This is a genomic window from Achromobacter sp. 46006 (genome assembly GCF_059761975.1).
In genome coordinates this window covers 173,152-189,914 of sequence record NZ_JCBANN010000001.1, presented here as the reverse complement: position 1 = coordinate 189,914, position 16,763 = coordinate 173,152, and the positions used below count along the sequence as shown (strand labels likewise).

Sequence of the window (16,763 nt, the reverse complement as noted above, 5' to 3'; positions counted from 1 at the left end):
GTTAGTTCTCCACGTATTCTTTGGCGCGGGCGCTCAGTGCGCAGCCCATTGCACGGTATTCAGATCGATGCCTTCCTTGGCCATTTCCCACAGCGGCGACATATCGCGCAGCTTGCCGACACGGCTCTTGAGCAGTTCGATGGTGTAGTCGACTTCCTGCTCGGTGGTGAAGCGGCCCAGCGTGAAGCGGATCGAGCTGTGCGCCAGCTCGTCGTTGCGGCCCAGGGCGCGCAGCACGTAGGAAGGTTCCAGGCTGGCCGAGGTGCAGGCCGAACCGCTCGACACGGCCAGTTCCTTGATCGCCATGATCAGGGACTCGCCTTCGACGTAGTTGAAGCTGACGTTCAGGTTGTGCGGCACGCGCTGGTCCATGTCGCCGTTGAGGTAGACCTCTTCGATCTGCGACAGGCCGGCCCAGAGGCGGTCACGCAGCATGCGGATGCGCTCGTTCTCGGTGCCCATTTCCTCGCGAGCCAGGCGGAAGGCTTCGCCCATGCCGACGATCTGGTGCGTGGCCAGGGTGCCCGAGCGGAAACCGCGCTCGTGGCCACCGCCATGCATCTGCGCCTCGATGCGCACACGCGGCTTGCGGCGCACGTACAGCGCGCCGATGCCCTTGGGGCCGTAAGTCTTGTGGGCCGAGAACGACATCAGGTCGACCTTCAGCTTCTGCAGGTCGATCTCGACCTTGCCGGTGGCCTGCGCGGCGTCGACGTGGAAAATGATGCCCTTCTCGCGGCAGATCTCGCCCAGGGTTTCGATGTCCTGGATGACGCCGATTTCGTTGTTCACCATCATCACCGACACCAGCACGGTATCGGGGCGCAGCGCCGCCTTGAACACGTCCAGGTCGATCAGGCCGTTGTCCTTGACGTCCAGGTAGGTCACTTCGAAACCCTGGCGCTCCAGTTCACGACAGGTGTCGAGCACGGCCTTGTGTTCGGTCTTGATGGTGATGATGTGCTTGCCACGCTCGGCGTAGAAGTTGGCCGCGCCCTTGATCGCCAGGTTGTCCGACTCGGTGGCGCCGGAGGTCCAGACGATTTCACGCGGATCCGCGTTCACCAGCTTGGCGACTTCCTCGCGGGCGCGTTCGACGGCCTCCTCGGCTTCCCAGCCGAACGAGTGACTGCGCGATGCGGGATTGCCGAAGCTCTCGTACAGCCAGGGGATCATTTTTTCGACGACGCGGGGGTCGACGGGGGTCGTGGCCGAGTAATCCAGATAGATCGGACGAGTGGTCATTTCTACAACTCCTACTGCTTATACGGTGGCATTGGCCGCGACGGCGGTGGTCGGGGCATTGGCGGCGGTGTTGGCGCCCCCCACCCGGTTCACGCGCACCGCGCAGGCCTGCGCTTGATTGTTGGCTTCCTGCAATTGGCGCACGCGCTGCTGATCGACCAGATCCTGCAGCGACACCGAATCCAGGTAATCGACCATCTTGCGATTCAACGTGGCCCAGAGCTCATGCGTCATGCATTTGCCGGGCTTGCCGTCGTTGCCGCTCGTACAGTCCCGCTTGCCCCCGCAACTGGTGGCATCCAGCGGCTCGTCGACCGCGAAGATGATGTCGGCCACGGTAACGTTGCGCGCCAGGCGGGCGAGCGAGTAACCGCCGCCGGGGCCGCGCACGCTGTCCACGAGTTCGTGGCGGCGCAGTTTCCCGAACAGCTGTTCCAGATAGGAAAGCGAAATATTCTGACGCTGGCTGATGGCCGCAAGAGTGACCGGGCCGCTATGCTGCCGCATAGCCAGATCGATCATGGCAGTCACGGCGAAACGCCCTTTGGTAGTTAGCCGCATGGTGAATTCCCTGTGATTCGGCAATGGTCGCCAGCGAATCTGACGACCAATACCCGAGTAATTGGCTCAAGTATAGCAAATTCCCGAGTAATTTGGTATGGCTCCCGGCTAGAAAAAACCGCGCAATTGCGCGGTTGTTTTCACTGCCAATTCGCCCGGACCCCCAACCGGGGGCCCCGACGAGCCAGGAGACCTCAGGCCGCCTGGTACTGGGTAGCGCGCTTGCGGACCAGCTCGAGCACACCCTGACAGGCGTCTTCGAGATAGTCGAGCACCTTGCCGAAACCGTCTGCGCCACCATAGTACGGATCGGGCACGGTGGCCTCCTCGAACTCGTTGGCGAAGCGCATCAACAGCATCAGCTTGTGCTGATAAGCCTTGGGGCACTGTTGCTGCATGGCGGAAAGATTGTCCCAGTCCATGGCGAGGATCAGGTCGAAATCGCGGAAGTCTTCCGCGGTGACCTGACGGGCCTCACAGTGCGTGATCTCGTAGCCGCGCTTGCGCGCTGCGGCCTGCGCCCGGGCATCAGGCGCCTCGCCGATGTGAAACGCGTGCGTGCCGGCGGAGTCGATGCGAACCACATCGCCCAAACCCGCGTCGTTCACCAAATGGCGAAACACGCCCTCTGCGCTCGGCGAGCGGCAGATATTGCCCATGCAAACGAAAAGTACCTTGGTCATCATGAAAGTAAGTGTGCGGGAAAACCCGAGATAAGGCAAGCTTTTTTTGCGTTCAGGGCGTCCGTTTCGGGTCAATGCGTCCCCTTGAATATTTCCTATAAATCAATTAGTTGAAGTCTATATTTAACGTTAAGCCGAAGATATGGACGGGATCGGTTACGCAAATTTCAGGCCCGCTTTTGCAACACCTTTCTTCCATCAACTATTCAGCAATCAGTCAGCGAATAGACACATTCAGATACCGTACTCCGCTCATACGGCGCCCTCCAGCAACACCCGCTGCTTCAGCGCCGTCAAGGCATCGCGGGCCGCCGCGGCCTGCTCGAATTCGAGATTGCGGGCGTGGTCCATCATCAGCTTTTCCAGGCGCTTGATCTCGCGCGCCAGGGCCTTTTCGTCCTTCAGCAATTCCGCTGGCACCGCGGCTTCCAGCGCGTCGTGCTGCACCGGCGCGACGATACCGTCGATCAGCTCGCGCACCGCCTTCTGCACACCGCGCGCGGTAATGCCATGGTCGGCATTGAATTGCAGTTGCTTGGCGCGGCGCCGGCTGGTCTCTTCCATGGCGCGCTGCATCGAATCGGTGATGCGGTCGGCATACAGGATGGCATGACCGTTCAGGTTGCGCGCCGCCCGGCCGATAGTCTGGATCAGGCTGCGCTCGGAACGCAGGAAGCCTTCCTTGTCGGCATCCAGGATGGCCACCAGCGACACCTCCGGGATGTCCAGGCCTTCGCGCAACAGGTTAATGCCGACCAGCACGTCGAACGTGCCCAGGCGCAGGTCGCGGATGATTTCCACGCGTTCGACCGTGTCGATATCGGAATGCAGGTAGCGCACCCGCACGCCGTGCTCGGTCAGGAAGTCGGTCAGGTCCTCGGCCATGCGCTTGGTCAGGGTGGTGACCAGCACCCGCTCTCCCAGGCTGGTGCGCGCCTTGATCTGGCCCAGCAGGTCATCGACCTGGCTGCGCGCCGGCAGCACCTCGACGATCGGGTCGACCAGGCCAGTGGGCCGCACCACCTGCTCGACCACATTGTCGGCGTGCTCCTTTTCGTAAGCCGCGGGCGTGGCCGACACGAACACGCATTGGCGCATGCGGGCCTCGAATTCCTCGAGCTTGAGCGGGCGGTTGTCCAGCGCCGACGGCAGGCGGAAACCATACTGCACCAGCGTTTCCTTGCGCGAGCGGTCGCCGCGGTACATCGCGCTGAGTTGGCCGATGGTGACGTGGCTTTCGTCGATGAACATCAGCGCGTCGGCCGGCAGGTAATCGATCAGCGTCGGCGGCGGTTCGCCCGGCGCGGCGCCCGACAGATGGCGGGAGTAGTTTTCGATGCCTTTGCAAAAGCCCAGTTCCTGAAGCATCTCGAGATCGAAGCGGGTGCGCTGTTCCAGGCGCTGGGCCTCGACCAGGTGGCCGTCGTCGACGAAGCGCTGGGTGCGCTCGCGCAGTTCTTCCTTGATGGTCTCGATGGCGCGCAGCACAGTGTCGCGCGGCGTCACGTAGTGCGAACCGGGATAGACCGTGAAGCGCGGCAGCTTCTGGCGGATGCGGCCGGTCAGCGGATCGAACAGTTCGAGGCTTTCGATCTCGTCGTCGAACAGCGTCAGGCGCAGCGCCAGTTCGGCGCTTTCGGCCGGGAAAATGTCGATGGTCTCGCCGCGCACACGGAACACGCCGCGGGTGAATTCAGCGTCGTTGCGGGTGTACTGCATGGCCACCAGGCGCGCCAGGATCTCGCGCCGCGAGATCTGGTCGCCGGCGCGCAGGATCAACACCATCGCATGGTAGTCGCCGGGGTTGCCGATACCGTAGATGCAGGACACCGTGCCGACGATGATGGTGTCGCGGCGTTCCAGCAGGCTCTTGGTGGCCGACAAGCGCATCTGCTCGATGTGCTCGTTGATCGACGAGTCCTTCTCGATGAACAGGTCGCGCGTCGGCACGTAGGCCTCGGGCTGGTAGTAGTCGTAGTACGAGACGAAGTACTCCACCGCGTTCTTGGGGAAGAACTCGCGCATCTCCGCGTACAACTGCGCCGCCAGCGTCTTGTTGGGCGCCAGCACCAGCGCCGGCCGCCCGAGCTGGGCGATGACGTTGGCCATGGTGTAGGTCTTGCCCGAGCCGGTCACGCCCAGCAGGGTCTGGTACATCAGGCCGTCCTGCACACCCTGGATCAGCCCCTCTATGGCGCCAGGCTGGTCGCCGGCGGGCGGATAAGGTTGGTACAAGTGGAACGGGCTGCCCGGGAAATCGACGTACCCGGGGCTGGCGCCAGGGGACGCCACGGCGCCCTCGGGGGCCGCGCCGGCCGCGCCGTCGGTTGCCCCGTCGGTTGCCCCGTCGGTTGCCGCGCCAGCGACCGCGCCAACGGCTGCGGCACCCACCGCGCTCGGGTCTATTGGGCTCTTAGGCATGCTAGACTGTTCCCAGGGTAAACCCCCCATTATCCACAGCACTTCCCACTGCGTCCACTCACCCTCAGCAGAGTCCCATGAGCACCCTTTTCGATTCCGTCGAACTCGCGCCGCGCGACCCCATTCTTGGCCTGAACGAACAATACAACGCGGACACCCGCCCCGGTAAAGTCAATCTGGGCGTGGGCGTGTACTACGACGACCAGGGCCGCATTCCGCTGCTGGGTGCCGTGCGCAAAGCCGAACTCGCCCGCGTCGAGGCAGCCGCCGCACGCGGCTACCTGCCGATCGAAGGCATCGCCGGCTACAACCAGGGCGCGCAAGCCCTGCTGCTCGGCAAGGAATCCCCGCTGGCGGCCGCTGGCCGTGTCCTGACCGCCCAGGCCCTGGGCGGCACCGGCGCCCTCAAGATCGGCGCCGACTTCCTGCGCCAGTTGCTGCCGGCCTCCAAGGTTCTGATCAGCGACCCCAGTTGGGAAAACCACCGCGCGCTGTTCGAACGCGCCGGTTTCGAAGTCGGCACCTATGCCTACTACGACGCCGCCACCCGCGGCCTGAATTTCGACGGCATGCTGGCCGCCCTGAAGGCCGCCCCGGCCCAGACCATCGTCGTGCTGCACGCCTGCTGCCACAACCCCACCGGCGTCGACCCCACCTTCGCCCAATGGGAGCAGATCGCCGCGGTCGTCAAGGAAAACAAGCTGGTGCCGTTCCTGGACATCGCCTACCAGGGCTTCGGCGAAGGCCTGCAGGAAGACGCCGCGGTGGTGCGCCTGTTCGCCGACCTCGACCTGACCATGTTCATCAGCTCGTCGTTCTCGAAGTCGTTTTCGCTGTATGGCGAACGCGTCGGCGCCCTGACCGTCGTGGCCGGCAGCAAGGACGAAGCCACCCGCGTGCTGAGCCAGCTCAAGCGCGTCATCCGCACCAACTACTCCAACCCGCCCACCCACGGCGGCACGATCGTCTCCACGGTGCTGAACTCGCCCGAACTGTTCGCCATGTGGGAAGAGGAACTCGGCGCCATGCGCGACCGCATCCGCCTGATGCGCAAGCAGTTGGTCGAGAAAATCAAAGAGCATGGCGGCAAGCAGGACTTCAGCTTCGTGCTGCAGCAGCGCGGCATGTTCTCGTACTCGGGCCTGACCTCGGCCCAGGTCGACCGCCTGCGTGAAGAGCACGGCGTCTACGCCGTCTCCAGCGGCCGCATCTGCGTCGCCGCGCTCAACAGCGGCAACATCGACCAGGTGGCCAAGGGCATCGCCGCGGTGCTGTAACCCCCCCCGGCATTGCCTCCCAACGGGACCTTCGGGTCCCGTTTTCATTGCCTGTCACAAAGGCGTGCCCGATCAGCGCTTGCATTTTTACGTTATGTCCCCCAGAATGCCGCTGTATATATGTACAGTCCGCTCCCAACCGGATCATCGCCATGGCCAGCAAACTCACCGATCGTCAACAGCAAATCCTGGACCTCATCCGGCAGACCGTCGCGCGCACGGGCTTTCCACCGACCCGCGCCGAGATCGCCCAGGCCCTGGGGTTCCGCTCGCCCAACGCGGCCGAAGACCATCTGAAGGCCCTGGCCCGCAAGGGCGCCATCGAACTCACCGCCGGCGCCTCGCGCGGCATCCGCCTGAAAGACAACTCGCCGGCGCCGTCCCAGGCGCCCCTGCCCCTGCCCGGCCTGGCGCAACTGCTGCTGCCGCTGGTGGGCCGCGTGGCCGCTGGCAGCCCGATCCTGGCGGCCGAGCACGTCGAGCGCGAGATCGGCGTGGATCCCAGCCTGTTCGCGCAGGCGCCCGACTATCTGCTCAAGGTGCGCGGCATGAGCATGCGCGATGCCGGCATCCTCGAAGGCGACCTGCTGGCCATCAAGAAGGCATCCGAGGCCCGCAACGGCCAGATCGTGGTGGCCCGCCTGGGCGACGACGTCACCGTCAAGCGCCTGCAGCGCCAGAACGGCCGCATCGAGCTGCTGCCCGAGAACCCAGACTTCAACGTCATCGTGGTCGAAGCCGACCAGGAATTCGCGCTGGAAGGCATCGCGGTCGGCCTGATCCGCCCGCACGCGCTGCACTGATCCGCCGCTTCCCCACTGGGCGCGCGCCCCTCGGCGGCCGCGCCAAAAAGAAACCCCGCGCAAGCGGGGTTTCTTTTATTGGGCATCCTTTGCGGGATGCCCCGGGGCCATGGTCAGTGCTTGAGCACGGGATCCGTCGAACCCGGCTCGGCCGGCTTGGCAACCAGCGGCTCCTTGACCGCTTCGTCTTCAGCCAGCGGCTCCGGCATACGTTCAAGAGCCAGTTCCAGCACCTTGTCGATCCAGCGCACCGGCACGATCTCGAGATGGTTCTTGACGTTGTCCGGGATCTCCGCCAAATCCTTGACGTTTTCTTCCGGGATCAAGACCGTCTTGATGCCACCGCGATGGGCGGCCAGCAGCTTTTCCTTCAGGCCGCCGATCGGCAGAACTTCGCCACGCAGCGTGATCTCGCCGGTCATGGCGACGTCGGCGCGCACGGGGATGCGCGACAAGGCCGAAACCATGGCCGTGGTGATCGCGATACCGGCGGACGGACCGTCCTTGGGCGTCGCGCCTTCCGGCACGTGCACGTGCATGTCGTGCTTCTCGAACACGCTGTCAGCGAAGCCCAGGCGACGCGCCCGCGAGCGCACCACCGTGCGGGCCGCCTCGACCGATTCCTTCATCACATCGCCCAGCGAACCGGTGCGTTGGATCACGCCCTTGCCAGGCATGTCCGCCACTTCGATCGTGAGCAGGTCGCCACCGACTTCCGTCCAGGCCAGGCCGGTCACCTGACCGATCTGGTTTTCCTTTTCGGCCATGCCGAAGGTGTACCGGCGCACGCCGAGGTAATCGCTGAGGTTGTCGCCCGTGACGTTGACCGGCTTGAGCTCGAAGGGCTTGCCTTCGGCCTTGGCGCGATCGCTCTGGGTCAGCAACTGCTTGATCACCTTGCGGCAGATCTTGCCCACTTCGCGTTCGAGCGCGCGCACACCGGCTTCGCGGGTGTAGTAGCGCACGATGTCGCGCAGCGCGCTGTCATCGACGGTCAGTTCGGTATCCTTGACGCCGTTGTTCTTCATCAGCTTGGGCAGCAGATGGTCGCGGGCGATGTGGATCTTTTCTTCCTCCGTGTAGCCCGACAGGCGGATCACTTCCATCCGGTCCAGCAGGGCCGGCGGAATGTTCAGCGTGTTGCTGGTGGCCACGAACATGACGTCCGACAGGTCGAAGTCGACTTCGATGTAGTGGTCCTGGAACGTGTGGTTCTGTTCCGGGTCCAGCACTTCGAGCAGCGCCGACGAGGGATCGCCGCGGAAATCCATGCCCAGCTTGTCGATTTCGTCGAGCAGGAACAGGGGATTGCGCACGCCGACCTTCGACATGTTCTGGACGATCTTGCCGGGCATCGAGCCGATGTACGTGCGACGGTGGCCACGGATCTCGGCTTCGTCGCGCACGCCGCCCAGGGCCATGCGCACGAACTTGCGGTTCGTGGCCTTGGCGATGGACTGGCCCAGCGAGGTCTTGCCGACCCCGGGAGGACCGACCAGGCACAGAATCGGCGCCTTGACCTTGTCGACGCGCTGCTGCACGGCGAGATATTCGAGGATGCGTTCCTTCACCTTCTCCAGGCCGTAGTGGTCGTTGTCGAGCACCGTCTCGGCGTTGGAGATGGAGTTGTTGATCTTGCTCTTCTTCCTCCAGGGGAGGTTGATGAGCGTATCGATGTAGTTGCGCACCACGGTCGCCTCGGCCGACATGGGCGACATGAGCTTGAGCTTCTTGAGCTCGGCATCGGCCTTCTTGCGCGCCTCCTTGGGCATGTGCGCGGCGATGATCTTCTTTTCGAGTTCCTCGATGTCGGCGCCCTCTTCGCCTTCGCCCAACTCCTTCTGAATGGCCTTGACCTGCTCATTCAGGTAGTAGTCGCGCTGGCTCTTTTCCATCTGCTTCTTCACGCGGCCGCGGATCCGCTTCTCGACCTGGAGGATGTCGATTTCGGTTTCCAGCTGCGTGAGCAGACCTTCGAGGCGCTCGGAGGTGCCGACGATCTCGAGCATCTTCTGCTTTTGCTCGAGTTTCAGCGGAAGATGCGCGGCGATCGTATCGGCCAGGCGGCCGGCGTCATCGATGCCGGCGAGCGAGGTCAGGATCTCCGGAGGGATCTTCTTGTTGAGTTTTACGTATTGCTCGAACTGGGCGACGATCGCGCGGCGCAGGGCCTCGGTCTCGGAGCCCTGGACGGCGTCCGGCTCGATCGGGGTGACCTGGCAGGTGAAGTGCGAATCGGCGTCCTCGATGCTGTTGATGCGGGCGCGCTGGGTGCCTTCGACCAGCACCTTGACGGTGCCGTCGGGCAGCTTGAGCATCTGCAGGATGCCGGCGACGCAGCCGATCTCGTAGACGTCTTCAGGGGTGGGATCATCCTTGCCGGCGGATTTTTGGGCCACCAGCATGATGCTCTTGCCCGCTTCCATCGCAACCTCGAGCGCGCGGATAGAGCGCGGACGGCCGACGAACAGCGGGATGACCATGTGCGGGAACACCACGACGTCGCGCAGTGGCAGCAGGGGAAGGTCGATCGGGTCGGAAGGCAGGGTCTGGCTGGCAGACATAGGAGGTTCCTCGGTATGACTCGGCGTATCGGGGACAGGATGAACGGGTATACCCGGACAGCCCCGTCGGTTACGTCTGTTATGGGAACAATAGCCGAAAATTCAAGGTCCCGGCGGCCAGATAAACAAAACCGCAAAAAAAACGGCGGCCGGGTTCCCGTTTTATTGGACACGCCCTGACAGTGTGCGTTCAATCAGCGCCCGGAGACAAAAAAACCCGTTACGGAAACGGGTTTTTTTGAAATATCCCTCAGGCCGCGGCATCGCGGACTTCCCCGCGCTCGGGCTTTTCGGCCGTCCCTTCCTCGTCGGCGTAGATCAGCAAGGGCTTGCCATCGCCTTCGATCGCGCCTTCGTCGAGCACCACGCGCTTGACGTTGCCTTGCGAAGGCAGGTCATACATGGTGTCGAGCAAGGCCTGTTCGATGATGGAACGCAGCCCGCGGGCGCCGGTCTTGCGGCGCAGCGCCTTGCGGGCGATGGCCTTGAGCGCGGCGGGACGCACATCCAGTTCGGCGCCTTCCATGGCGAACAGCTTCTGGAATTGCTTGAGCAGGGCGTTCTTGGGCTCGGTGAGGATCTGCACCAGGGCGGCCTCGTCGAGCTCGTCCAGCGTGGCGACCACCGGCAGGCGGCCGACCAGTTCGGGAATCAGGCCGAACTTGATAAGGTCTTCGGGCTCGACTTCGGAGAACAGCTCGCCCACACCGCGCTCGGACTTGGCGCGCACGGAGGCGGAGAAGCCGATGCCGGACTTTTCGGTGCGGTCGCGGATGACCTTTTCCAGCCCATCGAAAGCGCCGCCCACGATGAACAGGATGTTGGTCGTGTCGACCTGGACGAAATCCTGGTTGGGGTGCTTGCGCCCGCCTTGCGGCGGCACCGAGGCGACCGTGCCTTCGATCAGCTTGAGCAGCGCCTGCTGAACGCCTTCGCCCGACACGTCGCGAGTGATGGACGGGTTGTCGGACTTGCGGGAAATCTTGTCGATCTCGTCGATGTAGATGATGGCGCGCTGCGCTTTCTCGACTTCGTAGTTGCAGTTCTGCAGCAACTTCTGAATGATGTTCTCGACGTCTTCACCGACGTAACCGGCTTCGGTCAGCGTGGTGGCGTCGGCCATGACGAACGGCACATTCAGCATGCGCGCGAGCGTCTGCGCCAGCAACGTCTTGCCCGACCCGGTGGGGCCGATCAGCATGATGTTGCTCTTGGACAACTCGACTTCGTCGCCCTTGATCTCGCCGTGGCGGATGCGCTTGTAGTGGTTGTAGACAGCCACCGCCAGCATGCGCTTGGGCGAGGTCTGCCCGATCACGTACTGGTCGAGGAACGTCTTGATTTCAGCCGGAGTGGGCAGTTCGGAACGAATCGCCGCGCGCGCGGTCGCCTGCGCTTCCTCGCGGATGATGTCGTTGCACAGGTCGATGCATTCATCGCAGATGAATACCGACGGACCCGCGATCAGCTTGCGGACTTCGTGCTGGCTTTTATTGCAAAACGAGCAATGCAGCACTTTTGCGTCTGCCGATCCCTTTTTATCAGGCATATGTAGTCGTATCTCAGGTAAAGAAGCGCCGGACCGGGTAAAGGACCCGGCGCCTGCGCTTACTCAAACAAGGCGGCAGCCGGTGGGACGCAAGCCGGAAGTCAGCCTTCCGAGCGGGACGTCATCACCTTGTCCACCAGTCCATACGATACCGCATCTTCGGCGGACATGAAGTTGTCACGTTCCGTGTCCAGGGCGATGCGGTCGATCGACTGGCCGGTGTTGTCGGCCAGAATGCGATTGAGACGCTCGCGCAGGTCCAGGATTTCGCGCGCCTGGATCTGGATGTCGGAGGCCTGGCCCTGGGCGCCGCCCGAGGGCTGGTGGATCATGATGCGCGAGTTGGGCAGGGAAAAGCGCTTGCCCTTCTTGCCAGCCGCCAGCAGGAAGGCGCCCATGCTGGCCGCCAGGCCGGTGCACAGGGTCGACACGTCCGGCTTGACGAACTGCATGGTGTCGTAGATGGCCATGCCCGCGTACACCGACCCGCCGGGCGAGTTGATGTACAGGGAAATGTCCTTGTCAGGATTCTCCGATTCCAGGAACAGCAACTGCGCCACGACCAGGTTGGCCGTGGCGTCGTTGACCGGGCCCACCAGGAAGATGAGCCGCTCGCGGAGCAGGCGCGAATAGATGTCGTAGGCGCGTTCGCCGCGCCCCGACTGCTCGATCACCATGGGAATGTAGCCCAGGCCGGTGGGGGTCACCGACGACCCGCCATTCATTGCCGCATAGAAATCGGTGAATCTCTGCATAGTGTTACGCCATCCCCATCAACTGATCGAAAGGCACCTTTTCGTCGGTGACCTTGGCCTTTTCCAGAACATGCGCGACGACGTTGTCTTCGAGCACGATAGCCTCGATTTCAGCACGACGCTGGCGGTCGGCCAGGTAATAGCTGACAACCTGGGCGGGTTGTTCGTAGTTTTCCGCGAATTCCTCGATGCGGGCGCGGACCTGTTCCGGCTTGGCCTGCAGCTGGGCTTGCTTGACCAGTTCGGACACCAGCAGGCCCAGGCGCACGCGGCGCTCGGATTCGGTCGAGAAGGCTTCGGCCGGGATCGGCACCGACTCGGCGTTCGGCACGCCACGCTGCTTGAGCTCTTCGCGGGCGGCGGCGATGCGGCTTTGCACGTCGTTGTCGACCAGCGCCTTCGGCACGTCGAACTTGCCGGCTTCGACCAGGGCGTCCATCACGCTGGCCTTGGTGCGGCCTTGCGAGCGCACCTTGACTTCGCGTTCGATGTTGCTGCGGATGTCGGCCTTGAGCTTTTCGACATCGCCTTCGGCCTGGCCGAGCGACTTGGCGAATTCGGCGTTCAGTTCGGGCAGGACGCCTTCGGCCACTTCCTTGACGGTGATGGTGAATTCGGCGGTCTTGCCGGCGACTTCCTTGCCTTGGTAGTCATCGGGGAACTTGAGCGGGAAGACCTTGCTTTCGCCAGCCTTCAGGCCGCGGGCGGCTTCTTCGAATTCCGGCAGCATGCGGCCTTGGCCGAGCACGAACGGGAAGTCTTCGGCCTTGCCGCCGTCGAACGGCACGCCGTCGATGGTGCCGGCGAAGTCCAGCGTGACGCGGTCGCCGTCCTGCGAGGCACGGCCTTCGCGGGCTTCGAACGTGGCGCGCTGCTTGCGCAGGACGTCCAGGGTCTGCTGCACTTCGGCGTCGGTGACGGCGGTCTCAAAGCGGGTCACGGCCAGGGCCGACAGATCCGGCACGGCGACTTCGGGGTAGACCTCGAACGTGGCGGTGAAGGCCAGCGTGTCATCGCTGACGCCTTCGGTCTTGGGTTCCAGGTTCGGGGCGCCAGCGACGCGCAGCTTGGCGCCGTCGACGGCTTGTTCGAACGCACGGCCGACCTGGCTGTTGATCACGTCGTAGCGGATGCCGGGGCCATGGCTGCGCTCGAGCATGGCGAGCGGCGCCTTGCCGGGACGGAAGCCGGGAACCTTGGCGGTGCGGGCCACGCGCTTCAACTGCGCCTGGACTTCCTTTTCGACGTCGGCCACAGAGACGGCCAGATCAACACGGCGCTCGAGGCCGGAGAGGGTTTCAACCACAGGCTGCATTAAAAGACCTATTTTCCGAGAGATATGAGATGACGGGCGGATAAACGCGGCATTTTACCGGAAACTTCCGGACCCCTGACGCAAAGAGGCGCGAGCACCCGGATAAGCCCGGATGCTCGCGCCCCGATTTCCCACCCGAAACGGGCGGCAAATGCCCGCCAAGACGCCTTATTTGGCCTTGGCGATGCGGTCTTCGATATGCTGCGCGCGCTTGGCCGAGGACGGGTGCGAGCTCATCATATCGCTCTTGCCCCCGTCCAGCGCGGCCAGCTTCTGGAACGCCGTCACCAGGCCGCGGGTGTTCAGCTTCTTGGCATGCAATTGGTCGAAGGAGTAGTCGTCAGCGGCGCTTTCCTGCGACTGCGAGAACTGGGCGTTGATGAACTTCTCGGTCAGGTCGCCCAGTTGCGACGAATTCAGGGCGGCGACCGTGGCGCCGCCGGCGGCGCCGGCGGCATCGCGCGCGGCCGAGACCGTATAAGCGGTCTGCATGGCCTTCTTGCTGTGGCCCAACGCCACGTGGCCGATTTCGTGGCCCACCACGCCCAGCACTTCGTCGTCGGTCATCATGTCCATCAGGCCGCTGTAGACGCGGATGCAGCCGTTGGCCATGGCCCAGGCGTTGACGTCCTTGGTGATGTAGACCTTGTAGTTCGCCTTCTGGCCGTTGACGGTGCCGCCCAGTTGCTTGGCGATCTTCTGCAGGCGAACGTCGTACTTGCTGCCCGGGGCGGCGATCTTTTCCTGGGAATCGCTCTGCGCGCAAGCCTTGTCGGACAAAGTCTTGATCTCGGCATCGCTCAGCGTGGCGGCCTGCACCACCTTGCTGCCGGCGCCCACCAGACCCCCGATGTCGAGGGCATGCGACGCGGAATAAGGGGCGAGCGCGACGGCCAGCGCGGCAACGGTGTAGCGGATCTTCATGAAAAAACTCCTCTTGACTGACTCTTTACGAGTGAGGCGGCAATTCTATATACGCCAAAAGCATTCAAACCGTTTCGCCACAGAGTTTCGCAAATGCGAATTTCACTTACACAAAAGGCATGCGAATGACTTCTTACCGTGGTAAGTACCTGTGGCGCGCCTGGTTTTGTCATCAAAAACGCAACGCGGCGCAGTCCTGGATTGATAGAATTGCCGCCGCAGTTTTTTCGGCATATTTCCATAACGGCTCGCACCCACATCATGACCCCCCACACCCCTACCCGCCTCGGGCTTCTGCCCAGCCTGATCTTCAGTTCGCGCTGGCTGCAATTGCCGCTCTATCTGGGACTGATCATCGCCCAGGGCGTCTACGTAATGCTGTTCCTGAAGGAACTCTGGCATCTGCTGACCCACGCCACCAGCTTCGGCGAAATGGAAATCATGCTGCTGGTGCTGGGGCTGATCGATGTGGTGATGATCTCGAACCTGCTGGTGATGGTGATCGTGGGCGGCTACGAGACTTTTGTGTCGCGCCTGCGCCTGCAGGGCCATCCCGACCAGCCCGAGTGGCTCAGCCACGTCAATGCCAGCGTGCTCAAGGTCAAGCTGGCGATGGCCATCATCGGCATTTCCTCCATCCACCTGCTGCGTACCTTCATTGAGGCGGGCACGCTGGGCACGCCGGCCGCCCGCTTTTCCGAGGCGGGCGTCATGTGGCAGACCATCATCCACGGCCTGTTCATCCTGTCGGCGCTGGGCATCGCGCTGGTCGACAAGCTCGCGACACCGCCGCATCCGCGGCACTGAAGCCGCCCCGCGCGCAAAGAAAAAGCCCCGCACAAGCATGCGGGGCTTTTCTTTGTGGCGCGCCGCCAGGCGGTGCGCCACGGATCTGCACAGTCAGGAAGCGACCTTGATGTTCTTGGCGCTGGGTCCCTTGGGACCGGTGCCGACCTCGAACGTGACGCGTTGGTTTTCCTGCAGCGACTTGTAGCCTTCGCTGCGGATTTCCGAATAATGGGCGAACAGATCCTTGCTGCCGTCGTCGGGCATGATGAAGCCATACCCTTTTTCGGCGTTGAACCACTTGACGATGCCGGTTGCCATGGAATTTCCTCGAACCTAAAGAAGCGATTTCTCGCGGGGCGCCAGATCATCAAGGGATGGGAGAGGAAGCCACTGCAGTACCACTGACCGCGACAAGTTGAACGCAGACCGCGTCGCTTGAGAATCTCGCTGATCCAGTGTATTGGCGAACCGAGAAAAACGTCAAATACATGGCCATCGCGCGCGCTACGCCGCGCGCCACCCCGGGGCGGCTTGCACCTGGCCACGCGCCGATACAGGCGGATACGCTCGCCTCGCGGCCGCCCTCAGCCGGCGAAACCACCGGCGTCGAGAAACTCCTGCTCGGGTCGCGAGGTCTGCCGTCCCAACGCGGCGTTGCGGTGCGGGAAGCGGCCGAAGCGCTTGATGACATCGCGATGCAGCACCGCCCAGCGCATCGCCTCGGCGCCCAGCGGCTCCATCAGGGCCACCGCTCGGTTCTGCGCTGCCAGGGTCTCGGCATGCTCGAAAGGCAGGTAGAAAAACTGGCGCAGCGCCGGATCGACCGCCAGATCGTGGCCGGCGGCGATGGCGCGCTCGGCGAAGACCAGGGCCAGCGGATCGGTGGCGAACATGTGGGCGGTGCCGCGGAAAGCGTTGCGGGGATACTGGTCCAGCAGGATCAGCAGCGCCAGGGCGCCCTCCGGCATGTCCTGCCAGGCATCGAGCTGGCGCGCGGCGGCGGCCATGTGGGCTTGCCCGCAATACTGGCGAAAGCGTTCGTCGAAGACGTCGTCCTTGGCGAACCACTGTTGTGGCCCGGCATCGCGCCAGAACGCCACGATATCCTGCGGCGGCGGGAAAACAGGGGCGGGACCGGTATGGGTCATGGAAATCGTCCTTTGTCGGTTGCAAGAGCCGCGCCGGCCGGAAAAGGTGGCGGGAAACCTGCGGCAAGGATACCCTGCGCCCCGGGGCCGCCGGGCAAAGGCCGGAAACGACAAGGCTCCCAGCAGGGAGCCTTGGATGCAAAAAAGCCCCCGAAGGGGCTTTTCCGAAAACGCAGGACCTTACAGGACCTGGATCTTCGTGGCTTGCGGGCCCTTGGGGCCATTGGCCGTCACAAAGCTGACGCGCTGGTTCTCTTCCAGAGACTTGAAGCCCGAGCCCTGAATTTCGGAGAAGTGAGCGAACAGATCCTTACCACCCGCTTCCGGGGTGATGAAGCCATAGCCTTTTTCCGAGTTGAACCACTTAACGACGCCGGTTTCCATACTGTATTTCCTAGAGATAATGGGCAAATGCCCGGAGGTCACGAATCAATCAAGGAGGGGACAGTAGAACAATAACACTGAGCCGGAAAAGGCACGGCACTGATCGAAAATCGCAACGCTTGTGATCGTGTGCCGACACTATGGTTATGTTCCCCTCACAAGTCAACATAATCCTAAAAAATACGTGCCAATAATGCAACAAAGAGAAACTGCGGACAGAATTTACACGTTTTCATAGGCAAAAAGAAGGCCTGCATAGGTGTAAACACCCACGCATCATAAAAAAAACAATCAAGGCTTATTTAAATGCCCTGCCGCCAAACGCGCATTGAACCCATACGCCGT

General features: G+C 63.0%; 15 protein-coding genes. 3 read left to right on the top strand and 12 right to left on the bottom strand.

The features are described 5' to 3' along the window. Positions 1-33: 33 nt before the first annotated feature. From AC6LKG_RS01015 to uvrB, 4 genes are all read right to left on the bottom strand, one after another. Positions 34-1,245, bottom strand: coding sequence for an IscS subfamily cysteine desulfurase (locus AC6LKG_RS01015; protein WP_049073188.1), 1,212 nt, complete (start codon positions 1,243-1,245; stop codon positions 34-36). An 18-nt stretch (positions 1,246-1,263) separates the two neighbouring features. Next, a complete protein-coding gene (iscR, locus tag AC6LKG_RS01010) occupies positions 1,264-1,806 on the bottom strand; it encodes a Fe-S cluster assembly transcriptional regulator IscR (RefSeq protein ID WP_498162044.1) in 543 nt (180 codons plus the stop codon). Positions 1,807-2,000: 194 nt separating this feature from the next. Continuing rightward, on the bottom strand, positions 2,001-2,492 hold the full coding sequence (locus tag AC6LKG_RS01005) for a low molecular weight protein-tyrosine-phosphatase (RefSeq protein WP_006386176.1): 492 nt from the start codon (positions 2,490-2,492) through the stop codon (positions 2,001-2,003). Between the two features lie 249 nt (positions 2,493-2,741). Beyond that, positions 2,742-4,781 (bottom strand): excinuclease ABC subunit UvrB, encoded by a 2,040-nt coding sequence (gene uvrB, locus AC6LKG_RS01000; protein ID WP_498162130.1) that lies wholly within the window; start codon positions 4,779-4,781, stop codon positions 2,742-2,744. A 206-nt stretch (positions 4,782-4,987) separates the two neighbouring features. Here uvrB and AC6LKG_RS00995 point away from each other — a divergent pair, with 206 nt between their 5' ends. Together AC6LKG_RS00995 and lexA are read left to right on the top strand one after the other, a co-directional pair. Continuing rightward, positions 4,988-6,187 (top strand): amino acid aminotransferase, encoded by a 1,200-nt coding sequence (locus AC6LKG_RS00995; RefSeq protein WP_498162042.1) that lies wholly within the window; start codon positions 4,988-4,990, stop codon positions 6,185-6,187. 152 nt (positions 6,188-6,339) lie between these two features. After that, positions 6,340-6,990, top strand: coding sequence for a transcriptional repressor LexA (gene lexA, locus AC6LKG_RS00990; protein WP_498162041.1), 651 nt, complete (start codon positions 6,340-6,342; stop codon positions 6,988-6,990). A 113-nt stretch (positions 6,991-7,103) separates the two neighbouring features. Here lexA and lon read toward each other — a convergent pair whose 3' ends face one another. From lon to loiP, 5 genes are all read right to left on the bottom strand, one after another. Further along, positions 7,104-9,554, bottom strand: a complete 2,451-nt coding sequence (gene lon / locus AC6LKG_RS00985; RefSeq protein ID WP_498162039.1) for an endopeptidase La — start codon at positions 9,552-9,554, stop codon at positions 7,104-7,106. A 250-nt stretch (positions 9,555-9,804) separates the two neighbouring features. Further along, positions 9,805-11,103, bottom strand: a complete 1,299-nt coding sequence (gene clpX, locus AC6LKG_RS00980; RefSeq protein ID WP_498162037.1) for an ATP-dependent Clp protease ATP-binding subunit ClpX — start codon at positions 11,101-11,103, stop codon at positions 9,805-9,807. Positions 11,104-11,204: 101 nt separating this feature from the next. Then, on the bottom strand, positions 11,205-11,858 hold the full coding sequence (clpP, locus tag AC6LKG_RS00975; protein WP_498162036.1) for an ATP-dependent Clp endopeptidase proteolytic subunit ClpP: 654 nt from the start codon (positions 11,856-11,858) through the stop codon (positions 11,205-11,207). Between the two features lie 4 nt (positions 11,859-11,862). Next, complete coding sequence (gene tig, locus AC6LKG_RS00970; protein WP_498162034.1) at positions 11,863-13,173, bottom strand: trigger factor; 1,311 nt, start codon at positions 13,171-13,173, stop codon at positions 11,863-11,865. Between the two features lie 168 nt (positions 13,174-13,341). Continuing rightward, positions 13,342-14,097: a metalloprotease LoiP gene (gene loiP / locus AC6LKG_RS00965; RefSeq protein WP_498162033.1), complete on the bottom strand. Its 756-nt coding sequence runs from the start codon at positions 14,095-14,097 to the stop codon at positions 13,342-13,344. A gap of 261 nt (positions 14,098-14,358) precedes the next feature. Here loiP and AC6LKG_RS00960 point away from each other — a divergent pair, with 261 nt between their 5' ends. Then, positions 14,359-14,904, top strand: coding sequence for a TIGR00645 family protein (locus tag AC6LKG_RS00960; RefSeq protein WP_498162031.1), 546 nt, complete (start codon positions 14,359-14,361; stop codon positions 14,902-14,904). 93 nt (positions 14,905-14,997) lie between these two features. Here AC6LKG_RS00960 and AC6LKG_RS00955 read toward each other — a convergent pair whose 3' ends face one another. From AC6LKG_RS00955 to AC6LKG_RS00945, 3 genes are all read right to left on the bottom strand, one after another. Continuing rightward, positions 14,998-15,204: a cold-shock protein gene (locus AC6LKG_RS00955; RefSeq protein WP_046805802.1), complete on the bottom strand. Its 207-nt coding sequence runs from the start codon at positions 15,202-15,204 to the stop codon at positions 14,998-15,000. A gap of 266 nt (positions 15,205-15,470) precedes the next feature. Further along, on the bottom strand, positions 15,471-16,034 hold the full coding sequence (locus tag AC6LKG_RS00950) for a DUF924 family protein (protein WP_498162029.1): 564 nt from the start codon (positions 16,032-16,034) through the stop codon (positions 15,471-15,473). Positions 16,035-16,214: 180 nt separating this feature from the next. Then, positions 16,215-16,418: a cold-shock protein gene (locus AC6LKG_RS00945; protein WP_006220190.1), complete on the bottom strand. Its 204-nt coding sequence runs from the start codon at positions 16,416-16,418 to the stop codon at positions 16,215-16,217. Positions 16,419-16,763: the final 345 nt, after the last annotated feature.

What these genes read in the sequence shown, in the direction of transcription:
- AC6LKG_RS01015 (WP_049073188.1), bottom strand. Translation starts at nt 1,245, where the DNA reads ATGACCACTCGTCCGATCTATCTGGATTACTCGGCCACGACCCCCGTC.
- iscR (WP_498162044.1), bottom strand. Translation starts at nt 1,806, where the DNA reads ATGCGGCTAACTACCAAAGGGCGTTTCGCCGTGACTGCCATGATCGAT.
- AC6LKG_RS01005 (WP_006386176.1), bottom strand. Translation starts at nt 2,492, where the DNA reads ATGATGACCAAGGTACTTTTCGTTTGCATGGGCAATATCTGCCGCTCG.
- AC6LKG_RS00995 (WP_498162042.1), top strand. Translation starts at nt 4,988, where the DNA reads ATGAGCACCCTTTTCGATTCCGTCGAACTCGCGCCGCGCGACCCCATT.
- lexA (WP_498162041.1), top strand. Translation starts at nt 6,340, where the DNA reads ATGGCCAGCAAACTCACCGATCGTCAACAGCAAATCCTGGACCTCATC.
- lon (WP_498162039.1), bottom strand. Translation starts at nt 9,554, where the DNA reads ATGTCTGCCAGCCAGACCCTGCCTTCCGACCCGATCGACCTTCCCCTG.
- clpX (WP_498162037.1), bottom strand. Translation starts at nt 11,103, where the DNA reads ATGCCTGATAAAAAGGGATCGGCAGACGCAAAAGTGCTGCATTGCTCG.
- clpP (WP_498162036.1), bottom strand. Translation starts at nt 11,858, where the DNA reads ATGCAGAGATTCACCGATTTCTATGCGGCAATGAATGGCGGGTCGTCG.
- tig (WP_498162034.1), bottom strand. Translation starts at nt 13,173, where the DNA reads ATGCAGCCTGTGGTTGAAACCCTCTCCGGCCTCGAGCGCCGTGTTGAT.
- loiP (WP_498162033.1), bottom strand. Translation starts at nt 14,097, where the DNA reads ATGAAGATCCGCTACACCGTTGCCGCGCTGGCCGTCGCGCTCGCCCCT.
- AC6LKG_RS00960 (WP_498162031.1), top strand. Translation starts at nt 14,359, where the DNA reads ATGACCCCCCACACCCCTACCCGCCTCGGGCTTCTGCCCAGCCTGATC.
- AC6LKG_RS00955 (WP_046805802.1), bottom strand. Translation starts at nt 15,204, where the DNA reads ATGGCAACCGGCATCGTCAAGTGGTTCAACGCCGAAAAAGGGTATGGC.
- AC6LKG_RS00950 (WP_498162029.1), bottom strand. Translation starts at nt 16,034, where the DNA reads ATGACCCATACCGGTCCCGCCCCTGTTTTCCCGCCGCCGCAGGATATC.
- AC6LKG_RS00945 (WP_006220190.1), bottom strand. Translation starts at nt 16,418, where the DNA reads ATGGAAACCGGCGTCGTTAAGTGGTTCAACTCGGAAAAAGGCTATGGC.